The organism is Aminobacter sp. P4_H6_2, from assembly GCF_056400805.1.
The window spans coordinates 1-22,013 of the sequence record NZ_JBFUKO010000032.1; the positions used below are offsets into that span (position 1 = coordinate 1).

Here is a 22,013-nt window from a genome sequence, read left to right on the forward strand (position 1 = left end):
GGGCAGGCCAGGGCAGACCTCGAATTCGATGAGATGCACGGTGTCGTCGGTCTCCACCCGGAAATCGAGCGAAAAGACGTCTCGCAGGCCAAGCCCGGTCATCAGCTTCGCCGCGATCTGCCTGATGCTTTCGGCCGCGCCCGGCTGCACCGAAGCGACACTCACCAATTCCGGCTCGGCATAGTGGCCAGCACCCTTGGCGGCCGCGCCGGTATCGCCGTAAAGCGCCATGCTGTCGGCCATGGTCTGGAAATCGCCGCCTGAATCGACAAAGACGATGCCCAGCGCTTCCGGCCCGGCATCGGGGTCGACCGCGAGAAAACTCGCCCGCACGTTGTGGCCGGCCACATAGGGCTGCACGATGACGTCGTCACGATAGGCGTCGAACACCCGTCGACCGAGCACAAGTGCTTCTTCTGCCATGCGGCAGCGCGAATCCTCCCATATGCCGATCTTGGCGCCAAGCCGGTTCGGCTTGACGAAATAGCCTGAGGACGAGACCGGTGGTCCGACCAGCCATTTCCCGCCGCGTGCAAGCCCCGCCTGTGGCACCGGCAGGCCGAGTGCTGCGAGCACCGCACCGGCGCGGAACTTGTCTTGGCACAGCGCAAACAAGGAATCGTCGGCGCCGATGGTGGCGAGCCCATTGAGGCGCGCGAGCGCAGGTGCTGCACCACCGCGAAAATAGGCGATGCCGTCGGTCAGCGTCCAGACAAGGCTTGTCTTGCGGTCGCAGGCCGCGAGGGCCTCTGCCGCGTCGTCGAGCTCGACGGCACGAAAATCAAAGCCGCGTCGCGCGCAGGCCTCAGCGAGCGCTCCGAATTCGGGCGCCAGATCGGTCGACTGCGCCAGATAGGATGATATCTCAGTCGCCGCCTTGCGGGCAAAACCATCGGCTAAAAGCCTGTCGAGGCAGGCGCTCTCCGGTTCATGGACAAGGATAAGCGTCGGTCTCTGTCCGGTCATCGGGCGATTGTCCTGCTGTCATGCGCGCCGACGCATGGGAGCGCTGGCATCGCCCGACAATCGCATCAAGCCAGCGCCGGGCTTGCCGGAAAACCGACCTGTTGCCATCGCCTGGGCGACAGCCTTGGTGGCAAATCTCAGATGAGAACGTTGGGCTCGTGGCGGCCATTGACCTTGATATCGAGCAGGAAGGTCTTGCCGGCATGCGGGTCGGCGCTACGCGCGGCTTGATCCATTCCTTCCCAGGCCGAGGTCACCACCAGCCGGTCGGCGGCGGCACCGACGAAGGCTGGGCATGACGCCTGCGACGCCGGCACCGGCACCGAGCGCAGCACGCTGCCGTCGGGTGCATAGGCATCCAGGCGGCCGCCGCCCCAGCTCGCGTTCCACAGCACGCCGTCGCGGTCGACCACGGAGCCGTCGATGCCGCCCCTGTCGCCACGGCGATCGACAAACAGTTTGGGGTCGCCCAGCGGCAGGCCGGTGTCGGGATCGCAGTCCAGGCGATAGAGCAGGTTGGTCGCCGTATCGCTGTAATAGGCGGTCTTGCCGTCGGCGCTGAAGCAGATCGAGTTGGGGATGCTGATCGCTGGGAACAGCAGCCTGAGCTCGCCACGGAAATACCAGTAGATGGCGCCTGCTCCCGCCTCGGCCTTTTTGCCCATGGTGCCGAACCACAAGGCGCCGCACGGATGGACCCGCGCATCGTTGGAACGCGTCGCCGGGTTGGGTGCCTCGACCGACATATGCAGGCTCAGCTTGCCGGTCGCGGCATCTCGGATATGCAGGCCGGTCTCGGTCAAAAGCAGCTGGCGTTCGCCGTCGATCGTGGCGAGAGCGCTTGCCCGTTCGCTAAACAGGTGCACCTTGGTTGCGCCACTCGCCAGCTTCTTTTCCAGCATGCGGTTCGCTAGGATGTCGAACCAGTAAAGCGTGTCGGTGGCGGGATCGTAGGTCGGCCCCTCGCCGAGTTCGCAAGCTTCGTCGGACAGGATCACAGTAGCCATCTCACGCTCCCTCGCCGATGGCATCCCAGCCGGCCACTGCGGCCCGCGCGCGTGCGCCGACATCGGCAGCAGCCATGCCGGGCTTGTAGAGGCTGGAGCCGAGGCCAAACAGCTGCACGCCGACCTTGGCATAGGCCGCGAAATCGGCCTCCGACACACCGCCGACGACGCCGACCTGCGTCTCCTTCGGCAACACCGCGCGGATCGCTGAAATGCCGCCGGTGCCGAGCACGCTTGCCGGGAAAAACTTCAGCGCCGATGCGCCAAGCCGTAGCGCCAGAAACGCGTCGGTCGGCGTGAACACGCCGGGCATCGTCACCATCTTGTGCACGGCTGCGCGGCCCATCACCTCGGCATCGATGTTGGGACTGACCAGGAGGCGCCCGCCGGCGTCGTTGAGCCGGTCGACATCCTTGGCCCACACCACCGTGCCGCCGCCGACCAGCGCCTGCGGCAGCGCCTTGGCCAACAGCTCGATCGAGCGGAACGGATCTGGCGAATTGAGCGGCACCTCGATCGCCTCGATGCCGGCGTCGAAGACCGCGCGGCCGATATCGAGCGCTTCCTCTGGCTTCAGTCCGCGCAGGATGGCGACCAGTCCACGGCCAAGTCTGGGGAAGGGCGCTGTCATGGTCATTGGGCTGCTCCCTCTGATAACATCTTGTTGCGCCGTGCCGCCGCCACCAGGCCTGCCAGCACGGCTTGATCCGCATCGGCGATCGTCACCGCGATGCCGTCGAGGGCCATGGCTTCGGCGTAGAGCCTGCCCAGCGATCCCGACACGACGAGAATCACAGGTGCGCCGCGCCGGCCAAAACGCCTGACAGCCGAGGCGATCTCGGCACCGATCAGCATGCCCGAAAGTGCCGCCGCCGCATCGTCCTGGCTCAGCCCGTTCAACAGCCCCGCGGCACGGATGCCAAACAGCTTGGCGCCGATGTCGCCGTCGAACAGCGCCTCCTGGCACCAGTCGCGAAACACCTGATTGTCAGGAGCAACCGCAGCCGGCTTGTCGCCGATCGAGTGGCGCAGGATCGAATGCTGAGACAGCACCGAAAACATCTCGCCGGTCGGCCAGGTGCCGAAGCCCGAAATCGCGCCGGCCTCGGCGATGACCCATTTCGAATGCGTGCCTGGCATGCAAACGAGGTGGCTGCCCGATCCGATCAGACTGGCGACGCCGGCAAGCTGGGTCTCTTCGCCGCGCATCACGTCGGGCGTGCGCGCATTGCGCTGGGCAAGCCCCGGCACGATGCGGACGTCGCGGCCGACACCGGGGACGGGCACGGCCGCGCCAAGAATGTCGCTAAGCGAGGCCGGCACATCGACATAAGGCGCTTCGAACCAACCCTGGCGCGCACCGGCCATGCCGCAGACGATTGCGGGCAACCCGGATGGCGCGTTCATCTCCTGGAGATGGCGGTCGAGCACTGTGGCAAAACCCTTGTGCTGGGCAGTGAGCAAGCCCTCGTCGCTTCGGCGTTCGTCGACCACCGCGCCCGTAGCATCGAGCAGCCAGACGCGCAGCCGCGTCGTGCCCCAGTCGACTGCGGCAATCGCCGCCTTGGATGTTGCGCTCACAAAATTCCTCCGTCGACGATCAGCGTTTGCGCCGTCAGCATTTTCGAAGCGTCCGATGCCAGGAAAAGCACCGTGCCGACCATGTCTTCGGGCAGCATCATGTCGGGGATGCACTGCCGGGCGATGTGTTCGTTGAGCGAGGTCTCGGTGACCCACAGCTCGCGCTGGCGTTCGGTGATCACCCAGCCCGGCGCCACCGCATTGACCCTGATCCTGTCAGGGCCATAGCGGCCGGCAAGCCCCTTGGTCAGTCCGACGATCGCGGCCTTTGCCGCCGTGTAGGCCGGCATGGTGCCGATGTTGAGCATGTAGGAGGTCGAGGTGAAATTGATGATCGAGCCGCCGCCGGCGGCCGCCATACCAGGTGCTACCGCCTGGATGGTGAAGAAATGCGGCCTGATGTTTACCGCCTGGTTGGCGTCCCAGCTTTCGGGCGTGACGTCGGCGACTTCGTGGCGCTCGTCATTGGCGGCGTTGTTGACCAGCACCTTCACCGGCCCGTGCGCGTCGACAGCGGCAGCCACCGCGCTGCGCAATTCATCGATGTCGCGCAGGTCGGCGCGCAGGAACAGAGGTCTGTTGCCGGTCGCCAGTTCAACACGGTCGCAAAGCTCCCGGCTCGGCTTTTCCGCGATGTCGACGAAGGCAACCTTGGCGCCTTGGAGAGCAAAGCCTTCGGTCAGCGCGGCGCCGATGCCGGAGCCGCCGCCGGTGATGAGCACCGATCGGCCTTCAAGGTCAGGAAATCGCGCCGATGGCATCATGATCCATTCCCACAATCACGCTTGTTGTCCGACCAGGCGGAGCGCCACTTTTTTAGATCGCGGCGCGACAAAGGGGAACCTGATTTTGCATATTGCCGGCGGCTGATCTTACGCCGGCAAGGCGCGCTCAGATCGCCCGGGCGTAGGCTGCGCCGCGATGGGATTCGCGGAGATAGCCGAGCGTCGCGTCGGCGTCGGCCGGAYGGCCGAACAGATAGCCCTGGCCGCCGGCGCAGCCGAACTGCACCAGACGTTCTGCCTGTGCCTCCATCTCGATGCCTTCGGCAACCACGTCCATGCCGAGACCCTCGCACATCGCCAGAATGGCGCGGATGATGTGCTCCGACGGCCGATCCTCCAGGATCGAAGCGACAAATGCGCGGTCGATCTTGAGCTTGTCGAAACGGAACTCGCGCAAGCGCCCCAGCGACGACTGGCCGGTGCCGAAATCGTCGAGCGACACGCGAATGCCGACGCGCCGGAGATCCTCGACGATCTTCGCCGCCGAGACGGGATCGGTCATCAGGCCGGTTTCGGTGATCTCGATCTCAAGACGGCGTGGATCAAAACCGGTGCGTTCAAGGATCGACAAAATGTGCAACCCGGTATTCTGGTCGACAAGCTGCGACGGCGACAGGTTGAACGACAGGAACATGTCTTTTGGCCAACTGCGCGCCGCTTCCGCAGCCTTCCGCAGCACCAGCTGCGATAGCGGGCCGATGATGCCGCGCTCTTCGGCGATCGGGATGAAGACGGCCGGCGAAACCGAACCGAGATCGCGGTCGGTCCAGCGGGCAAGTGCTTCGAAACCGATGGTCCGGCGGGTGTTGAGGTCGACGATCGGCTGGAAATGCGGGGCGACCTCGCCGGCGGCAACGGCGCGGCGCAGCGCCTGCTCGATGCGGGTGACGCGTTTGGCCGCTTCTTCCATCTCGCGGGTGTAAACGACAACCCGACCCCGGCCGGAGCGCTTGGCGTGGTAGAGCGCGGTCTCGGCCTTGCGCACCAGGGTTTCGGTGTTGTCGTCGGCGGAATAAAACAGGGAGCAGCCGACAGAGGCCGACAGGCGCGCCGTGCGCTCGCCGACATCGTAGGGTGCCGACAGGATTTCGATCAGCATGCGCGCCTTTTCGGCGGCGGCATCCTCTGAGAATACCAGAGGATAGAGGAAGGCGAATTCGTCGGCGCCGATGCGCGCCACGGCCGAATGGCCCTCGCAAGCAGCCTGCAGGCGCATTGCGACCTGGATCAGGATATCGTCGCCGGCGCGATGGCCAAATAGGTCGTTGATCGGCTTGAAGCCGTCGAGATCGAGAATGCCGACGGTGAACGGGGCAGGGTCCTCGGCGCGGTCGCCGATCAGCCGCTCGACCTTGTCGAAGAAGCGGCGCTGGTTTCCGAGCCCGGTCAAGGCGTCGGTGAAGGCCAGATCCGACGTGTCCCGGTCCGAATGGCTGACGCCGAATGACATGCTTGGTCTCTGTTCTGCTCAAGTTTGAATCGTTGCAGGACCCTGCCAGCAAAGCGTTTAGGAATTGTATTCAATTTGCCTGTCCGTCCGGATTTCGACATCGCGTCGAAACCGGTTTCACAGGTGGCGGGTTTTGCCGCGCCAATCGGTGATTTCGGTGTCATTTCGGGCCTCATCTCAGCGCCACAACGCTGCCCCGCCATTGCATACGGCCGCCAAATTGCTACATCCTCGTCACACCAGCGCGTGGCCGGGCAACCGGCGGCGTGCGATTGCCACCTGCCAGCCGCGCCGGAGACCTCCATGCCGCTCAAGATCGCCGTCCAAATGGACCACATCGAAACCATCTCGATCGCCGGCGACACGTCGTTTGCGCTGTCGCTGGAGGCACAGCGGCGCGGCCACGAGCTATATCACTACACCCCCGACCGGCTGTCGCTGCGCGACGGCAAGGTCTTCGCCCGCGTCGAAAAGCTCGAAGTGCGCGACATCAAGGGCGATCACTTCACGCTGGGCGAGCCGGTGCGCACCGACCTCTCCGAGATGGACGTGATCCTGCTGCGCCAGGACCCGCCCTTCGACATGAACTACATCACCACCACCCATATCCTCGAGCGCATCCACCCCAAGACGCTGGTCGTCAACGACCCTGCCTGGGTGCGCAACAGCCCCGAAAAGATCTTCGTCACCGAATTCGGCGACCTGATGCCGGAAACGCTGATCACCAAGGATCCGCAAGAGGTCGCTGCCTTCCGCAAGGAGTTCGGCGACATCATCGTCAAGCCGCTCTACGGCAATGGCGGTGCGGGCATCTTCCATCTCCACGAAGCCGACCGCAATCTCTCCTCTCTGCTCGAAATGTTCGGCCAGATGTTCCGTGAGCCCTACATCGTCCAGCGCTATCTCAAGGACGTGCGCAAGGGCGACAAGCGCATCATCCTGATCGACGGCGAGCCGGTCGGGGCGATCAACCGTGTGCCCGCCRAGCACGATGCCCGCTCCAACATGCACGCCGGTGGCCGTGCTGAAAAAACCGAGCTGACCGAACGCGAGCGCGAGATCTGCGCCCGCATCGGCCCGTCTTTGCGCGAACGCGGCTTCATCCTCGTCGGCATCGACGTCATCGGCGACTACATGACCGAGATCAACGTGACCTCGCCGACCGGCATCCGCGAGGTCAAGAAGTTCGGCGGTGCCGATATCGCCGCCCTGTTCTGGGACGCGGTGGAGGCGAAGCGGGCCTGATCAATTCGCGCCACGCCTAGGGCCGCGAAGCAGTGTACGAACTGGAAACAGACCAGTTCCAGGAAGTTTTTGGCTGTGTGCTGAAGAAAACTGCGAATCAGCCTCCACAAAAGGACGATAGTCCTAAGAAGGCCTCAATATAATTTTTTCAGATTTGGAGTAGAATCAGTGCTTCGTGATACCGCTCGTTCGGCGGTATCACGTTGACTTTTGGCCGTCAATGTCTATATATATGCCATCACCCACCCACAGCTTGCTGTGGGCTCAAAGGCCGTAGAGGAGGGAACTCCTTGGCGGCCTTTGCTTTTTTAAGGGTAGGGGTGATTGATGCGCACCATCGTCTATATCGACGGTTTCAACCTGTATTATCGAATGTTGAAAGATCGCCCTTCAATGAAGTGGGTGAACCCGCTTCTGCTCGCGGCAAACGTCCTGCAGCCAGGGCATGTCATAACCCGAGTGAACTACTATATTGCGAGGGTTTCAGCCCGCGCCCATGACCCGCAAGCTCCTGCACGGCAAGCAACTTATTTGAATGCGCTCGCGACAGTTCCCGAGATAGCCGTGCATGAAGGCAGCTTTATGATCACAGAGCCATGGATGCCTCTCGCCCTTCCTCCTCAGTCGAAGCCAAATGGTTACAACTGGACAATGCCGCTACCAGCGGTGGTGAAAGTGGTCAAGAGTGAAGAAAAGGGCAGCGATGTGAACCTTGGTTCACATTTGGTGCGAGACGCATTCATCGACGCCTTCGATGTGGCGGTTGTGATAACAAACGATTCCGATCTCGTAGAGCCAATCCGGATTGCCGTACAGGAAGCGGGTAAGCGCGTGGGCCTTTTAGTGCCTGTGCGATACCCGAACCAAAGCCTGATGAACGTTGCTTCTTTCTATTTGCGGATTCGCCCTGGTCATTTGGCGCACTCCCAATTTCCGGCGACAATCAACCTTCCGAACGAGGTATCAATTACCAGGCCGGCCACTTGGGTTTAGCCCGTTCATAGCCCGGCGGGCAGCCGAAAGTGCCGCCGCGGACTGCCGCATCTGCAGCAGCCGTAGCGCGCTCCAGCGTCACGCCGGGGATGACTGTCCGGTAGGCGACCAACGGCCACGCCGTGGCGCCGTCGAGCACACCACCGCCAGCGTGCCGACGATGCCTACGACAAGGCTCTGGACGCAGAAGTAGAGCGCAACGGCGTTGCCGCGAACCCACGGGCAGCAGCGCGCGGCGCGGCCACCTCATGCCGCCCGATGATTTTGCATGCCTGCCGCGTCGCTTGCCTTGAAAATCCGGAACGTGTTTCGCCCTGCCGCCTTGGCGGCGTAAAGCGCGGTGTCGGCGCTCACCAGCAGTTCCGGCAGCGTAGCGCCCTCGATCAGGGCGATGCCGACCGAAGCGCCGAGCTTCAGGCTGTTGCCTTGATGGTCGACCGGCTGACCAAGCTTATGGATGATCTTGCGGGCAAGCTCCGAGATGGACGCCAGATCGAGATTTGCGCTTGTCAGCACGGCGAACTCATCGCCGCCGATCCGGGCAACAAGCTCCATTCCGGCGCAGGCCTCGTCGAGGCGCCGGGCCACCTGCTTGAGGCACTCGTCGCCGACGGCGTGGCCGAAACCGTCATTGACCTGTTTGAACCCATCGAGATCGACCAGCAACAACGCTGACGGGGCAGGGCAGTCGGTTTGTTGCGCGGTCAGCCCAGACAGCCTCGACTGGAACTGACTTCKGTTGGCAAGACCGGTCATGACATCGAATTCGGCGAGATAACGCGTCTGGTCGCCGAGAATCTTCTCTTCGGTGATGTCCTGCTTCATCCCGAAGATGCGGACCGCCACGTCATTCTCGCATTCGACTGTGGCGGTGATCCGTATCCAGCGGCGATTTCCCTTCACCGTGACGATCTCCGCATCCAGGCTGAAGCCGGTGCGCTCGGCGATCGCCTTGCTGCGGCGCGCGTGCAACTCCGCGACGGAATCGGCAGTATAGCACTGAAGCGTGTGCCGGCGGTCGATCGCCGACCCGCGCGGCAGATCGAAGATGTCGTAGACGACATCGGTCCAGTGAAGGGACTGATCGGCAAGGTTGCATTGCCAAACGCCGATCCTCGCTGCAGCCGAGGACCTGTCGAAGATTTTTTGGCTATGGGTAAGCGAAGCGGCTTGGGCGCTGATGAGCGCTGCCTGCTCCGCCAACTGGGCATTGAGTTCAGCGATCTTGACTGTGTCACGCCGCCGGCGAGCGCCCAACCGCCCGATCTTTTGCTTGAACACCCCCCGCTGCATGATGAAGCTCAACCGCCTTTCCTGATGATGCGTCCTACATTAGCGCGCCAGCACTTAAGACTCTCTATCCGGTGCCGTTGGGACGCTGGCAATGCGAAGCAAGGTTAATGAAGCGTGCCTTCATCGCCATGCGGGCTTGTTCCCTAATTGTTCTTGCGCCGTCCTGCAATCTATGCTTGTCTTGTATTGGGTCGTCCACGACCTGAATGCGCGGGTGAGGCGTAGCGCCTGCCAACGGATAGGTGGCGTCGGAGCGGAGGGGCAGCATGGTTTCGCGCGTGCGCACGGTCGCGTTCCAGGGCATCGAGGCGGTTCCCGTCGACGTGCAGGTGATGGTGGCGCCTGGCAAGGTCGGCATGCATATCGTCGGCCTGCCCGACAAGGCAGTCGCCGAAAGCCGCGAGCGGGTGCAGGCGGCGCTCCACGCCTCGGGCCTGTCGATGCCCGCCAAGAAGGTCACCGTCAATCTCGCGCCCGCCGACCTGCCCAAGGAGGGCAGCCACTACGACCTGCCCATCGCGCTTGGCCTGATGGCTGCACTCGGTGCGGTTCCTGGCGATGCGCTCGCCGCCTATGTCGTGCTCGGCGAACTCTCCCTAGACGGCACCATATCGGCGGTTTCAGGTGCTCTACCGGCGGCAATCGGGGCGAATGCGGAGGGCAAGGGGCTGATCTGCCCTGCGGCCAGCGGGCCTGAGGCCGCCTGGGCGGGTGCAGACATCGACATCCTGGCGCCGCGCAGCTTGATTGCCATTGCCAACCACTTTCGCGGCACGCAGGTCCTGTCGCGGCCGGAGCCTGGCATTCGCGCCGCGCCGCGCGACCTGCCAGACCTCGCCGACATCAAGGGCCAGGAAAGCGCCAAGCGCGCGCTTGAAGTGGCTGCGGCCGGCGGGCACAACCTGATGATGGTCGGTCCGCCTGGTGCCGGCAAATCGATGCTGACGGCACGGCTGCCGTCGATCCTGCCGCCGCTATCGCCCAAGGAACTGCTCGAAGTCTCGATGATCGCCTCGGTCGCCGGCGAACTGGCCGAGGGCAAGCTCACGGACCGGCGGCCGTTCCGGGCGCCGCATCATTCGGCCTCCATGGCTGCGATGGTCGGCGGCGGCTTGAGAGCCCGGCCCGGCGAGGTGTCGCTCGCCCATCACGGAGTGCTGTTTCTCGACGAGCTTCCGGAATTTACCCCACAGGTGCTCGATTCCCTGCGCCAGCCGCTCGAAACCGGTGAATGCATGATCGCGCGTGTCAATCACCGCATCACCTATCCGGCAAGAATCCAGCTGGTTGCGGCGATGAACCCGTGCCGCTGTGGCATGGCCGGCGAGCCCGGCTATCGCTGCCTGCGCGGCACGCGCTGCCAGAGCGACTACCAGGCGCGCATCTCCGGCCCGCTGCTCGACCGCATCGATCTGCGCATCGAAGTGCCGGCAGTCTCTGCCTCCGACCTGATCCGCACCGGCAAGTCGGAAGCAAGTGTCGACGTCGCGGCGCGTGTCGCCCGCGCGCGCACGATCCAGCGCGAGCGTCTCGAACGTCACGGTGTGACCAACGCCACTACCAACGCACAATGCGCCGCCGGCCTGATCGAAGACATCGCGACACCCGATGCTGCGGGGCTGTCGCTACTCAAGGACGCCAGTGAAAAGCTCGGCTTTTCCGCCCGCGCCTATCATCGTGTGCTCAAGGTGGCGCGCACGCTTGCTGACCTCGAAGGCAGCGAGACTGTCGGCCGCATCCATCTTGCCGAGGCGATTTCTTACCGCATTGCCTCGGAGCGCATGGCGCAGGCGGCGTAGGTGAGGGCGCCTGTGCGCAAGATTTGCCGCGTTGAGGAGGACGGCAGGCGACGATCTACGATGTGAGGAGCTGATGGCAGCCCTGCCAGTTGGGTGTAACCGGCACAACCTTACGCTTCGTGTGGCCATGGCTTCGCGGCAATCCGTTGGCCGTGGGGCAGGGCGTGCGCAAAATATCCACGCTGCGGCATGGCGCCTGCTTCGCCGCCCGCCGACGAGCGGCGAGGCATGGCCGGATCCGGATAGGTCTTACTTGACCGAGCCGACCAGCGTGGGCTGGCCTTCGCGGATGGTCACCCAGCGGCCCGTGTTTTCCGTCGACTGGCGCTTGAGGTAGCTGTAGCCGGTCTCGTCCCATTGGCGCACGGCGTCGGTCAGATTGTCGAGAATGAAGTCGCCCTTGGAAGTCCGCACCGTCAGCACGGCGTGGCCCTCGCCATCGGGCTTGCGCACCACGGTGATCAGCAGGTTGGACAGCGACACGCCTTCGCGGCTCAAGCTGCGGCGCTTTTCCAGCACATAGTCTTCGCAATCGCCGACCCCGTTGTCGGGATAGGCCCAGACCTCTTCGCGGCCATAGATGTCGATGTCGTTCATAGGCTTGATGGCCGCGTTGACAGCGACATTGATGGCAACCAGCTTGCGCCAAAGCGCGCCTGTCATCTGCACGGGACCGGTATCGCGCTGCTTGATCGAGCATTCGGCCAGGTTGAGGCGACAGAATTCATAGTGGCCGATCGGCTGCGAGGTAAGCCCGCCGGTGACCATCGGCTGAGACGCCATGGCCGTGCCCGCGGACAAGACCAAGCCCGCCACCAACCCAAAAAACAAACCAGTACGCCCCGCCGCGCACCGTACGCCTGTTGCGGAAATCATCTGCCCCGCTCGCCCCTTTACATCGTTAACAAAACGTTAAGGTCGTAGGGCGTGCTGAGTCAATCAAAGCTCGCGACAGATTGCAGACATGGTTACCGCCGCTGCCGCCAAGCGATAATTGTGCAACAGAACGGCAAAAGCCCGGCGTTGTGCGCCGGGCCTCCTGTGGACAAGATCAATGCCGAAGCCGGGCCGAAGCCGGAGTGGTCAGGCCTTGCGCACCAGCTGTGGCTTTGTCGCCTTGCGCGCGGTGGCACCATAACTCGTCATGAAGTCGACAATGCGCGGCACGATCTCGGCGCGAAAGCGTGAGCCGTTGAACACGCCGTAGTGGCCCACCGCCGGCTGCATGTAGTGCGCCTTCATGTCGTGAGGGATGTTGACGCACAAATCATGCGCGGCCTGTGTCTGGCCGAGGCCCGAAATATCGTCGTTTTCACCCTCGACGGTGAACAGCGCCACGTTGCGGATCGCCGATGTGTCGACCAGCTCACCGCGATGGGTCATCTCGCCCTTGGGCAGGGAGTGGCGCACGAACACCGTGTCGACCGTCTGCAGGTAGAACTCGGCGGTCAGGTCCATCACCGCCAGATATTCGTCATAGAAGTCGCGGTGCTTCTCCGCACCGTCGCCATCGTTCTTCACCAGCTGCATGAAGAAATCCTTGTGGGCGATGATATGGCGGTCGAGGTTCATGCTCATGAAGCCCGATAGCTGCAGGAAGCCCGGATAGACGTCGCGGGCGAAGCCGGGCGCAGGCCACGGCACCTGCATGATGACGTTGTCGCGGAACCACTCGATGGTTTTTTGCTCGGCCATCTCGTTGACGGCGGTTGGGTTGCGGCGCGTGTCGATAGGTCCGCCCATCAGCGTCATGGTCGAGGGCGCAAAGCGGTCGCCGCGCGCTTCCATCAYCGCGATTGCCGCCAGCACCGGCACCGAAGGCTGGCACACCGCCATGACATGGGTGTCCGGCCCGAGCGCATGGAACATGTCGATGACATAGTCGATGTAGTCGTCGAGATCGAACTTGCCTTCGGTCACCGGCACCATGCGCGCATCGGCCCAGTCTGTGATGTAAACGTCGGCATGCGGCAGCATCGCCTCGACAGTGCCGCGCAGCAGCGTCGCATAGTGGCCCGACATCGGCGCCACGATCAAAAGCTTGGGATCGGGGCGGCGCCCTTCCGGCAGCGCGAGTTCGAAGCGGATCAGGTTGCAGAACGGCCGCGACCAGGCGACCTTCTCGGTCACCGCCACCGGCTGGAAGTTGACCACAGTCTTGTCGAGGCCGAATTGCGGCTTGMCATAGCGGCGCGTGGTGCGCTCGAACAGCTCGGCCATCGCCGCTACCGAGCGGCCCAGCGGCATGTGCGAAAACGGGTTCAGCGGGTTGGAATAAAACAGTTTGACCGCATCGGCATAAGCGCGCGCCGGCTGCAACGCCGCGTGGGTCGATTCATAAAGCTGGTAAAACATGATGTCCTCATACGGCCATGCGGGGAGGCGAGCCGGCCGGAGGCCCGTCATGCAATGCAGCGAAGGTAACAAACATCTGCTGCGATGCAATATCTCACTTGGCGTGAAATAGGGTCATTCTTTAGTCCAAGCTGTTGAAAAACCGTTTCCAACGGCGCCGCCGGCTCAGCATCGGCAGCCCTTGACGTTGTGCGTCGCAACATTTCGGCGAATCAGTTTTCCACGCGCAGCAAAGCCCTCCGGGGCCAGCAAGGCCCTGGAGGATTGGCAAGTCAGGCGGTCTGATGGGATCAGGCGCCTTCGACCAGCATGATCTCGCCATCGGCGAATTGCTGGCGGATCGACTTGGCGTGCTGATATTCCGGCGAGAAGTAGCAGTTGCGCGCGTCTTCCATCGAGGCGAACTCGATGATGACGTTGCGGGCGCGGCCTGGCCCCTCGACTGCCTCATGGGCGCCGCCACGGGCGATGAACTTGGCGCCGAAGCGTTCAAAGGCCGGCTTTGCGGCGGCGACATAACCCTTGTAGCCCTCGGGGTCGCGTATATCGACGCGTGCGATCCAATATCCCTTGGTCATGATTTTCTCCCCGACGCCGTGCTTCAGGCCGAAGCCATCTCTTGCAGGATAGCCTGTGCGGCAGCCCGCCTGTCAACAGCGCCGACGATCGGGCGGGCGACGACGAGATGGCTCGAGCCGTTGCGGATGGCATCCGCGGGCGTCACGACGCGCTTTTGGTCGCCACGGTCGGAGCCCGCGGGGCGGATGCCCGGCGTCACCACGGCCATATCGGGGCCGACGATGCGGCGCACAGCCTGGGCTTCGCTGGCCGAGCAGACGATGCCGCCCATGCCGGCGTTGAGCGCCTGTTCGGCGCGGCGCAGCACCAGCGTATGCGGGTCATACTCGTAGCCGGCATCGATCATGTCCTGCTCGTCCATCGAGGTCAGCACGGTCACTGCAAGCAAACACAGCTCGCTGCCCTTGGCTGCTTCCACCGCCGCCTTCATCGCCTTGGGGTAGGCATGCAGCGTCAGCATGGTCATGCCCATCTTGACGATGTTTTCGACGCCCTTGGCCACCGTGTTGTCGATGTCGAGCAGCTTCATGTCGAGGAACACCTTGGTGCCCCCGCTCGCCAGCTCGCGCGCGAAATCGAGCCCGCCGGCAAAGGCCAGCTGGTAGCCGATCTTGTAGAAATTGGCGGTACCTTCGAGGTCGCGCACCGCCTTTTCCGCCTCCTTGACGGTCGGCAGGTCGAGCCCGACGATCAGCCGGTCGCGCATCGCTTCGATTGTCATGATTAGTGCCTCCTCGACAGCAAGGCCGCCCGTCATCCTGTCGCACGCCCAACTGGCGCGCGCTCAACATCATGGCGACGGGTATAGGAGCGATCAGCCCTTCAAATCAAGCAGGCCGGTCAGTGCTTTGCGCGGCGATAGACCCAAAGCTGCGTCGGGGGGATATTGCGGATGATGAAGTCGAAATGCTCGACAGTGTAGTTGCCGAGCCCCGGCGGGATCGGCGATTTAGGCCCGTAGGTAAGCTGGACCACAGGCCGGCCTGCGGGGATGCGCTTGAGCAGACCTTCGAGATAGGCGACGCGGCTCGCGACCGGGAAGTTGAGCAGCGGCACGCCGGAAACCACGGAATCGAAAATCAGCTCTCTCTTGTCGCCGAGCGTCTTGTCGAGGTCGAAGGCGTCGCCCTCAATGACATTGACGCGCGGATAGAGCCTGCGCAGGTGCTGGACGAAATCGGCCGAATATTCAACCGTGTAGAGGTCTTCGGGCTTCACGCCGTGGGCCAGGATCGCCTTGGTGATGACACCGGTACCGGGACCGACTTCCAAAACCGGCAGCCCCGAATGCGGGTTGACGACCGAAGCCATGCGTTTGGCGGTGACCGAGCTCGTCGGCACGATCGACCCTACTGCCTTCGGCTTGTCGATCCAGCCCTTGAAGAACTTCAGTTCGTCGTCGAACTTGGCCGCAAGGGTTTTGCGCAATCCAGAACCGCGTGGCATCGCTTCGATCTCCTCACCGCTGCAGCGCGAGAAATAACAGCAAAGTGGCCCAGCGCAAGCGGAAAGCTGGCTCAATTTCCGTTACGGCAGAAACAATTTTCACTTGTCCCCGAAGGACTCGAAAAAGTCCTTCATGCGCGAGAAGAAGCCACTCGATTGCGGCGAATTCTCGGTCGAAGACAGCTTTTCGAACTCTTCGAGCAGCTCGCGCTGGCGTCGGGTCAGGCTCTGCGGTGTCTCGACCGCGGTCTGGATATAGAGGTCGCCGACCTGCGGCTGGCGCAGGATCGGCATGCCCTTGCCCTTGAGCCGGAACTGGCGCCCGTTCTGGGTGCCTTCAGGCACCTTCACGCGTGTCTGGGTACCGTCGAGCGTCGCGACCTCGAACGAGCCGCCAAGGGCTGCCGTGGTCATCGAGATCGGCACCTTGCAATAGAGGTCGGCGCCGTCGCGCTGGAAAAATTCGTGCGGCTTGACCGACAAGAAGATGTAGAGGTCGCCCGAGGGGCCGCCGCGCATGCCGGCTTCACCTTCATTGGCAAGGCGGATGCGGGTGCCGTCTTCGATGCCCGAGGGAATGTTGACCGACAGCGAACGCTCTTCGGTGACGCGGCCCTGTCCGGCGCACTTGCCGCACGGGTCCTTGATCGTCTGGCCGCGGCCCTGGCACTGCGGGCAGGTGCGTTCGATGGAGAAGAATCCTTGGCTCGCGCGTACCTTGCCGTGGCCCTGGCACATCGAGCAGGTCACCGGCTGGGTGCCGGCCTTGGCGCCGGAACCGGCGCATTCGGTGCACAGTATCGAGCTCGGTACGCGAATTTGCGCGGTCTTGCCGGCAAACGCCTCTTCCAGCGTGATTTCCATGTTGTAGCGCAGGTCGGCACCGCGCTCGCGCCCGCCCGACGAGCGGCGACGGCCGCCGCCCATCATGTCGCCGAAGATGTCCTCGAAGATGTCGGCGAATCCGCCGGCGCCAAAGCCCTGGCCGCCGCCATTGCCCATGCCGCCATTTTCGAAGGCAGCATGGCCGAAGCGGTCATAGGCGGCGCGCTTCTGGGGGTCCTTCAGCGTTTCGTAGGCTTCGTTGATTTCCTTGAACTTGTGCTCGCACGCATCGTCGCCCGGATTGCGGTCGGGATGGAACTGCATGGCAAGCTTGCGGAAGGCCGACTTCAGCTCCTTCTCGTCAGCGCCCTTTTGAACGCCCAGCGTCTCGTAGAAATCAGCTTTCATGTCTTCCCGCTGCCCGGATGCTCAATGTCGTGTGTGGCATTGCTTGGCCGGTTCTTGTCTGACGACAGGCTTCCGATTTAGTGAGCCGGAAGCCGCGATGCCAGAGTTGGCGCGGCCTTCGCCGCATTTTTTCGGTTCGGGTTGCAAAAAAGCCCGGCCAAACCGCCGGGCTTTCTTGTCAGAGCCGCGAAATGGGCACTTAAGCCGACTTCTTCTTGGTCTTGTCGTCGTTKTCGTCGATTTCTTCGAAATCGGCGTCGACCACATCGCTGTCCTTGGCCGCATCGGCAGCAGCGTCGGATTCAGCCGCTTCCTGCTGCGAAGCCTCGTACATCGCCTGGCCAAGCTTCATCGAAGCTTCGGCAAGCGTCTGCGACTTTGCGTTGATCGCCTCGACGTCGTCGTTCTCGGTGGCGGTCCTGAGTGCCGCGATCGCGTCAGAAATCGCGGTGCGGTCGGCCTCGGTGACCTTGTCGCCATACTCCTTGAGCGACTTTTCGCTGCTGTTCAGCAGGCTCTCGGCCTGGTTGCGCGCCTCGACCAGCGCACGACGCTTCTTGTCGGCGTCAGCATTCACCTCGGCGTCCTTGACCATCTTGTCGATGTCGGCGTCCGACAGGCCGCCAGATGCCTGGATGCGGATCTGGTGCTCCTTGCCGGTGCCCTTGTCCTTGGCCGAGACGTTGACGATGCCGTTGGCGTCGATGTCGAAGGTCACTTCGATCTGCGGCACGCCGCGCGGTGCCGGCGGAATGCCGACAAGATCGAACTGGCCGAGCATCTTGTTGTCCTGCGCCATTTCGCGCTCGCCCTGGAAGACGCGGATGGTCACCGCCGACTGGGAATCCTCAGCCGTCGAGAAGACCTGGCTCTTCTTGGTCGGGATCGTGGTGTTGCGCTCGATCAGGCGGGTGAACACGCCGCCCAGCGTCTCGATGCCCAGCGACAGCGGGGTCACGTCGAGCAGCAGCACGTCCTTGACGTCGCCCTGCAGCACGCCGGCCTGGATCGCGGCACCAAGTGCAACCACCTCATCGGGGTTGACGCCCTTGTGCGGCTCCTTGCCGAAGAACTGCTTCACGATCTCCTGGATCTTGGGCATGCGGGTCATGCCGCCGACAAGAACCACTTCGTCGATCTCGCCCGCCTTGAGGCCGGCATCCTTGAGCGCTGCCTTGCACGGCTCGATCGTGCGCTGGACGAGGTCGTCGACCAGCTGCTCGAACTTGGCGCGCGAAAGCTTCAGCGTCAGGTGCTTGGGACCCGTGGCATCGGCGGTGATGAAGGGCAGGTTGATTTCGGTCTGCGTGGTGGACGACAGCTCGATCTTGGCCTTTTCGGCAGCTTCCTTGAGGCGCTGCAGGGCAAGCTTGTCGTTCTTCAGGTCGATGCCCTGTTCCTTCTTGAACTCGGCCGCCAGATACTCGACGAGGCGCATGTCGAAGTCTTCGCCGCCCAGGAAGGTGTCGCCGTTGGTCGACTTCACCTCGAACACGCCGTCGCCGATTTCGAGCACGGAAATATCGAAGGTACCGCCGCCAAGGTCATAGACGGCAATGGTCTTGCCTTCGGTCTTGTCGAGGCCATAGGCAAGGGCTGCTGCGGTCGGCTCGTTGATGATGCGCAGCACTTCGAGGCCGGCGATGCGGCCGGCGTCCTTGGTCGCCTGGCGCTGGGCGTCGTTGAAGTAAGCCGGAACGGTGATGACGGCCTTTTCGACCTTCTCGCCGAGATAGGCTTCCGCCGTTTCCTTCATCTTCTGAAGGATCATCGCCGAGATCTGGCTGGGCGACTGCTTCTTGCCGCCAGCCTCAACCCAGGCGTCGCCATTGTCGCCATTGACGATCTCGTAGGGGACAAGCTTCTTGTCCTTCGCGGTGACCGGATCGTCATAGCGGCGGCCGATCAGGCGCTTGACCGCAAAAACCGTGTTTTCAGGATTGGTGACCGCCTGGCGCTTGGCCGGCTGGCCGACGAGACGCTCGCCGTCACCACTGAAGGCGACGATGGAAGGGGTCGTGCGCGCACCTTCCGCATTCTCGATGACTTTCGCGTCCTTGCCGTCCATGACGGCGACGCAGGAATTGGTCGTTCCCAGGTCGATACCGATAACTTTTGCCATTTTTATATCTTCTCTCCGCTAAGCAGGCTGTCTGGACCCATAAAGGCGTTCCAACGAAAGCCCCTGTTCACAAGAAATTCCGCTCCGGACACCGGTTTTCCGGGCCGAAGCGGTGTTGCGGCGTATATAAGAACAGGCTTCTGGCAGCGCAAGCGTTCTGCAACTTTCCTTCGCGCGGGACTCGGCAAAAGCCTGTGGCAAGCTCATATACCATGTATGAGCGAGCCACATTCCATCAACCTGCTCTCGCACCGGCGCAATCGCGTRCTCAATTCGCTGCAAACCTGGCTCCTCGGAGCCGGCAGCCTGCTTTTGCTCGCCGTCACCGCCTGGGCTTTCGCCGGCAGCACCGGCATCCTGTATGCGCTGGTCTTCGGCGTGCTGTCGATGTGGGCGGTGCGGCGCGTCAGCCCGCAAATGGTGCTGTCCATGTACAAGGCACAGCAGGTGGCGCCTGCCGATTTCCCCGCTGGCTTCCGCATCGTCGAGGAGCTCGCCCGCCGCGCCGAGTTGCCGGCGATCCCGAAGCTCTATGTCATCCCCTCCAAGATGATGAACGCCTTTGCGGTCGGCCGCCGCGACGATGCCGCCATCGCCGTCACCGACGCGCTGGCCCGCACGCTCACGCCGCGTGAGCTGGCGGGTGTTCTGGCGCACGAAATCAGCCACATCGCCCATGAAGACGTGAAGGTCATGGCTTTCGCCGACATGGTGTCGCGCTTCACCTCGTTCATGTCGACGGTCGGCCTGTTTTCGCTGTTCTTCAATCTCTTCGGCGTGGCAGGCGGTTTCCGCCCCCAGGTGCCCTGGCTGGCTATTCTGGTGCTGCTTGCCGCGCCCACGGTCGGCGGGCTGTTGCAGATGGCCTTGYCGCGCACCCGCGAATTCGATGCCGATCTGGGGGCTGCGGCCTTGACCGGCGACCCTGACGGGCTCRCTTCAGCCCTGACCAAGCTCGAGCGCGCCCAAGGCCGCTTGTGGGAAAACATCCTTTTGCCGAGCGGCCGCATTCCCGACCCCTCCGTGCTGCGCAGCCATCCTCTGACGGCAACGCGCATCGCCCGGCTCAAGGCGCTCAGGAGCACCGAGATATCAGACGAGCTTGTGCCCCGCGGCACCGTTCCGCCCGCCCCACGCCCCTCGATGATCCCCAAGATTCGCGCCCATCCCGGCACTTATCTGCCGCACGGCGCGCGCGCCTACATCACCGCCGCCAACACCGATTTCGCCGACGACACCCGACCAGCCAGCGACGCACCGCTCAACCCGCCCGATGGTGGCCGCCCGCGCATCCGTGTCACGCGCGGCGGAGTGTGGTGGTGAGGGCTTGAGGTCGGACGTGGAGAGGTTTTCTACGATTGGAGATTTTTTGGAGCGCCTTAGCGCTCCTGAATCTTAATTTTGCCGGTCTCGATCCTTCGCACCCCCTCTGGCCTGCCGGCCATCTCCCCCACAAGGAGGGAGATTAGTCTCGTCGCCGGCGGCGCTCATCCGCCACCATCGTAGGGCTAAACCTTGCGATGTTGGCGACTAGACGCGGCACCGATGAAGGCGTGATCTCCCTCCTTGTGGGGGAGATGGCCGGCAGGCCAGAGGGGGGTGCGAAGGAACACGACCTATGGGATTTGCCTCATAAGGCACCCTCAACTGTCACCAACTGTCAGCAACCACCGTGGATAGCCACGCGCATTTCTCCACGCCCTGCAAAACCTCCCGTATCATTATCTCGCGATCTTCCACGGGACCCCGGTGCGCACCGGGCTCGGGGGGAAGCGCCGGTGCCGGGCTGGCAGGAGGTCGGATCTCCTGCTGGGTGATGAGCCCCCAAGCCCGGGCCTTGCGGCGGCTGGCGGTGAAAGCCGAGGCGACTGAGCGGGGCAAGAACACCGAGCGGGGCGCGAACGTCGCGCCACATATTATCAATCGGAAGGCACGGCCTCGCGCCCCGCTTCCCGAACTACCTCCCGAAAGGGAGTGTTCTTTGACAAAGGCCAGGCGCGAAAGCGAGCGTGGCGCTGAATAAGTGCGGGCCAAGGCGACGGAGGTCGCGCTGAAGCCGATTGCGGCGGCCAGCGCCGAGGTGAAGGCACTGGCGACGACGAGAAGGCAGGAGGGCGGCGAGGGCGCCCATGCGCCCTCGGTTCGCGCTCAGGCTTCCCGGCGGGTGAACTGGCCGGCGTAGCGGTAGCGCCAGAGGTAGCTCGGCAGGATCGAGGCGGTGGACTTGGGTGCGATACCGACAGCGGCGATGGTGCGGCCCTCGTCTTGTGCTGCCTTCGACACGATATTGTCGGAGCGCAGCAGCATGACCTGGTCCTTGGTCAGAAGCGGATTGGGCAACAGGCCGAGCACGGAGGCCTGAAGGTTTGCCGCCCACCATGGCATGGGCATCAGGATGCGCTTGCGGTCGATGACATCGAGCATCTCTTCCATGCACTGCTTGAAGCTCAGCACCTGCGGCCCGCCGAGTTCATAGGTCGAGCCGCGCTCGACCTTGCCGTCGACGGCACGCGCAACGGCTTCGGCAACGTCGCCGACATAGATCGGCTGAAACAGGGTTTCGCCGCCGCCGATGAGCGGCAGCACCGGCGAGAAACGGGCCATGTTGGCGAAGCGGTTGAAGAAGCCATCCTCAGGTCCGAAGACGATCGACGGGCGATAGATGACCGCGTCCGGCACGGTGTCCATAACGGCCTTTTCGCCACGCGCCTTGGTCTGGGCGTAGACGGACTCGGAATGGGCATTGGCACCGAGCGCCGAGACATGCGTCAGTGAGGCGCCGACCGCGCGCGCGGCTTCGGCAACGGCGCGGGCGCCAAATTCGTGCACAGTCGAGAATCGCTGCCGTCCGCTTTCATGCAGGATGCCGACGAGATTGATGACATGCGATGCGCCCTGGACGGCGCGGTCGACCGACCAGCGTACGCGCAAATTGGCCTGGACCGGCTGGATCTGGCCGACATTGCCGAGCGGCTGCAGGTGGAAGGCGAGGTCGGGGCGACGGCAGGCGACCCGCACCAGATACCCACGCTGAGCCAGCGCCCGTACGACATGGCGGCCAAGGAAGCCGGAGCCGCCAAATACGGTCACAAGTTCAGGGGTCTGCAGAATTTCGGTCATCGCTGGCTCCGGTCGCCAAAAAGGGGCATGGGATGTAGC

The 22,013-nt window shown here is 63.4% G+C and carries 19 protein-coding genes and 1 pseudogene; 4 read left to right on the top strand and 16 right to left on the bottom strand.

Annotation, left to right across the window (positions count from 1 at the left end; all coding sequences use genetic code 11):
• The 6 genes from AC1DUU_RS04715 to AC1DUU_RS04740 all read right to left on the bottom strand — a co-directional run.
• The coding region (locus AC1DUU_RS04715) for a D-alanine--D-alanine ligase family protein (protein WP_476782260.1) at positions 1–966 on the bottom strand (966 nt) is incomplete at its 3' end.
• Positions 967–1,103: 137 nt separating this feature from the next.
• Positions 1,104–1,973 carry an SMP-30/gluconolactonase/LRE family protein gene (locus tag AC1DUU_RS04720; protein ID WP_476782261.1) on the bottom strand — a complete coding sequence of 290 codons (870 nt, stop codon included), beginning with the start codon at positions 1,971–1,973 and terminating at the stop codon, positions 1,104–1,106.
• A gap of 1 nt (position 1,974) precedes the next feature.
• Positions 1,975–2,610 (bottom strand): 2-dehydro-3-deoxy-6-phosphogalactonate aldolase, encoded by a 636-nt coding sequence (locus AC1DUU_RS04725; RefSeq protein WP_476782262.1) that lies wholly within the window; start codon positions 2,608–2,610, stop codon positions 1,975–1,977.
• The gene (locus AC1DUU_RS04730) at positions 2,607–3,554 is read right to left on the bottom strand and encodes a 2-dehydro-3-deoxygalactonokinase (protein ID WP_476782263.1); all 948 of its coding nucleotides are present in this window, start codon (positions 3,552–3,554) and stop codon (positions 2,607–2,609) included. The genes AC1DUU_RS04725 and AC1DUU_RS04730 overlap by 4 nt, the downstream gene beginning before the upstream one ends.
• Positions 3,551–4,318: an SDR family NAD(P)-dependent oxidoreductase gene (locus AC1DUU_RS04735; protein WP_476782264.1), complete on the bottom strand. Its 768-nt coding sequence runs from the start codon at positions 4,316–4,318 to the stop codon at positions 3,551–3,553. The genes AC1DUU_RS04730 and AC1DUU_RS04735 overlap by 4 nt, the downstream gene beginning before the upstream one ends.
• A 127-nt stretch (positions 4,319–4,445) precedes the next feature.
• A complete protein-coding gene (locus AC1DUU_RS04740) occupies positions 4,446–5,789 on the bottom strand; it encodes a putative bifunctional diguanylate cyclase/phosphodiesterase (RefSeq protein ID WP_476782265.1) in 1,344 nt (447 codons plus the stop codon).
• A gap of 303 nt (positions 5,790–6,092) precedes the next feature.
• Here AC1DUU_RS04740 and gshB point away from each other — a divergent pair, with 303 nt between their 5' ends.
• Both gshB and AC1DUU_RS04750 read left to right on the top strand, forming a co-directional pair.
• The gene (gene gshB / locus AC1DUU_RS04745; protein WP_476782266.1) at positions 6,093–7,034 is read left to right on the top strand and encodes a glutathione synthase; all 942 of its coding nucleotides are present in this window, start codon (positions 6,093–6,095) and stop codon (positions 7,032–7,034) included.
• A gap of 327 nt (positions 7,035–7,361) precedes the next feature.
• Positions 7,362–8,027, top strand: coding sequence for an NYN domain-containing protein (locus AC1DUU_RS04750; protein WP_476782267.1), 666 nt, complete (start codon positions 7,362–7,364; stop codon positions 8,025–8,027).
• On the opposite strand, the pseudogene AC1DUU_RS04755 reads toward AC1DUU_RS04750, so the two are convergent.
• Positions 8,002–8,237 (bottom strand): annotated as a pseudogene (locus tag AC1DUU_RS04755) (hypothetical protein); the annotation flags it as partial. The gene AC1DUU_RS04750 and the pseudogene AC1DUU_RS04755 sit on opposite strands and share 26 nt — an antisense overlap.
• A gap of 36 nt (positions 8,238–8,273) precedes the next feature.
• Positions 8,274–9,332, bottom strand: coding sequence for a diguanylate cyclase domain-containing protein (locus tag AC1DUU_RS04760; RefSeq protein WP_476782268.1), 1,059 nt, complete (start codon positions 9,330–9,332; stop codon positions 8,274–8,276).
• A 254-nt stretch (positions 9,333–9,586) separates the two neighbouring features.
• On the opposite strand from AC1DUU_RS04760, the gene AC1DUU_RS04765 reads away from it, so the two are divergent.
• Complete coding sequence (locus AC1DUU_RS04765) at positions 9,587–11,119, top strand: YifB family Mg chelatase-like AAA ATPase (RefSeq protein WP_476782269.1); 1,533 nt, start codon at positions 9,587–9,589, stop codon at positions 11,117–11,119.
• 249 nt (positions 11,120–11,368) lie between these two features.
• Here the strand turns inward: AC1DUU_RS04765 and AC1DUU_RS04770 are convergent, their stop codons facing one another.
• The 7 genes from AC1DUU_RS04770 to dnaK form a co-directional block, all read right to left on the bottom strand.
• Entirely contained in the window at positions 11,369–11,995 is a 627-nt protein-coding gene (locus tag AC1DUU_RS04770) for a transglutaminase-like cysteine peptidase (protein ID WP_476782270.1), read from the bottom strand.
• 207 nt (positions 11,996–12,202) lie between these two features.
• Positions 12,203–13,474, bottom strand: a complete 1,272-nt coding sequence (locus tag AC1DUU_RS04775; protein WP_476782271.1) for a polyhydroxyalkanoate depolymerase — start codon at positions 13,472–13,474, stop codon at positions 12,203–12,205.
• Positions 13,475–13,764: 290 nt separating this feature from the next.
• Positions 13,765–14,052 carry a DUF1330 domain-containing protein gene (locus AC1DUU_RS04780; RefSeq protein ID WP_476782272.1) on the bottom strand — a complete coding sequence of 96 codons (288 nt, stop codon included), beginning with the start codon at positions 14,050–14,052 and terminating at the stop codon, positions 13,765–13,767.
• A gap of 23 nt (positions 14,053–14,075) precedes the next feature.
• A complete protein-coding gene (pyrF, locus tag AC1DUU_RS04785) occupies positions 14,076–14,774 on the bottom strand; it encodes an orotidine-5'-phosphate decarboxylase (RefSeq protein ID WP_476782273.1) in 699 nt (232 codons plus the stop codon).
• 119 nt (positions 14,775–14,893) lie between these two features.
• On the bottom strand, positions 14,894–15,499 hold the full coding sequence (pmtA, locus tag AC1DUU_RS04790) for a phospholipid N-methyltransferase PmtA (protein WP_476782274.1): 606 nt from the start codon (positions 15,497–15,499) through the stop codon (positions 14,894–14,896).
• A gap of 99 nt (positions 15,500–15,598) precedes the next feature.
• On the bottom strand, positions 15,599–16,732 hold the full coding sequence (gene dnaJ / locus AC1DUU_RS04795; protein WP_476782275.1) for a molecular chaperone DnaJ: 1,134 nt from the start codon (positions 16,730–16,732) through the stop codon (positions 15,599–15,601).
• Between the two features lie 199 nt (positions 16,733–16,931).
• Complete coding sequence (dnaK, locus tag AC1DUU_RS04800; protein WP_476782276.1) at positions 16,932–18,854, bottom strand: molecular chaperone DnaK; 1,923 nt, start codon at positions 18,852–18,854, stop codon at positions 16,932–16,934.
• Between the two features lie 216 nt (positions 18,855–19,070).
• Here dnaK and AC1DUU_RS04805 point away from each other — a divergent pair, with 216 nt between their 5' ends.
• Entirely contained in the window at positions 19,071–20,177 is a 1,107-nt protein-coding gene (locus AC1DUU_RS04805; RefSeq protein WP_476782277.1) for a zinc metalloprotease HtpX, read from the top strand.
• Positions 20,178–21,002: 825 nt separating this feature from the next.
• Here AC1DUU_RS04805 and AC1DUU_RS04810 read toward each other — a convergent pair.
• On the bottom strand, positions 21,003–21,974 hold the full coding sequence (locus tag AC1DUU_RS04810; RefSeq protein ID WP_476782278.1) for a complex I NDUFA9 subunit family protein: 972 nt from the start codon (positions 21,972–21,974) through the stop codon (positions 21,003–21,005).
• Positions 21,975–22,013: the final 39 nt, after the last annotated feature.

Excerpts from the sequence above, each read along its gene's own strand:
- AC1DUU_RS04720 (WP_476782261.1), bottom strand. The coding sequence starts at position 1,973 with ATGGCTACTGTGATCCTGTCCGACGAAGCTTGCGAACTCGGCGAGGGG.
- AC1DUU_RS04725 (WP_476782262.1), bottom strand. The coding sequence starts at position 2,610 with ATGACCATGACAGCGCCCTTCCCCAGACTTGGCCGTGGACTGGTCGCC.
- AC1DUU_RS04735 (WP_476782264.1), bottom strand. The coding sequence starts at position 4,318 with ATGATGCCATCGGCGCGATTTCCTGACCTTGAAGGCCGATCGGTGCTC.
- AC1DUU_RS04750 (WP_476782267.1), top strand. The coding sequence starts at position 7,362 with ATGCGCACCATCGTCTATATCGACGGTTTCAACCTGTATTATCGAATG.
- AC1DUU_RS04765 (WP_476782269.1), top strand. The coding sequence starts at position 9,587 with ATGGTTTCGCGCGTGCGCACGGTCGCGTTCCAGGGCATCGAGGCGGTT.
- AC1DUU_RS04770 (WP_476782270.1), bottom strand. The coding sequence starts at position 11,995 with ATGATTTCCGCAACAGGCGTACGGTGCGCGGCGGGGCGTACTGGTTTG.
- AC1DUU_RS04780 (WP_476782272.1), bottom strand. The coding sequence starts at position 14,052 with ATGACCAAGGGATATTGGATCGCACGCGTCGATATACGCGACCCCGAG.
- pyrF (WP_476782273.1), bottom strand. The coding sequence starts at position 14,774 with ATGACAATCGAAGCGATGCGCGACCGGCTGATCGTCGGGCTCGACCTG.
- pmtA (WP_476782274.1), bottom strand. The coding sequence starts at position 15,499 with ATGCCACGCGGTTCTGGATTGCGCAAAACCCTTGCGGCCAAGTTCGAC.
- dnaJ (WP_476782275.1), bottom strand. The coding sequence starts at position 16,732 with ATGAAAGCTGATTTCTACGAGACGCTGGGCGTTCAAAAGGGCGCTGAC.
- AC1DUU_RS04810 (WP_476782278.1), bottom strand. The coding sequence starts at position 21,974 with ATGACCGAAATTCTGCAGACCCCTGAACTTGTGACCGTATTTGGCGGC.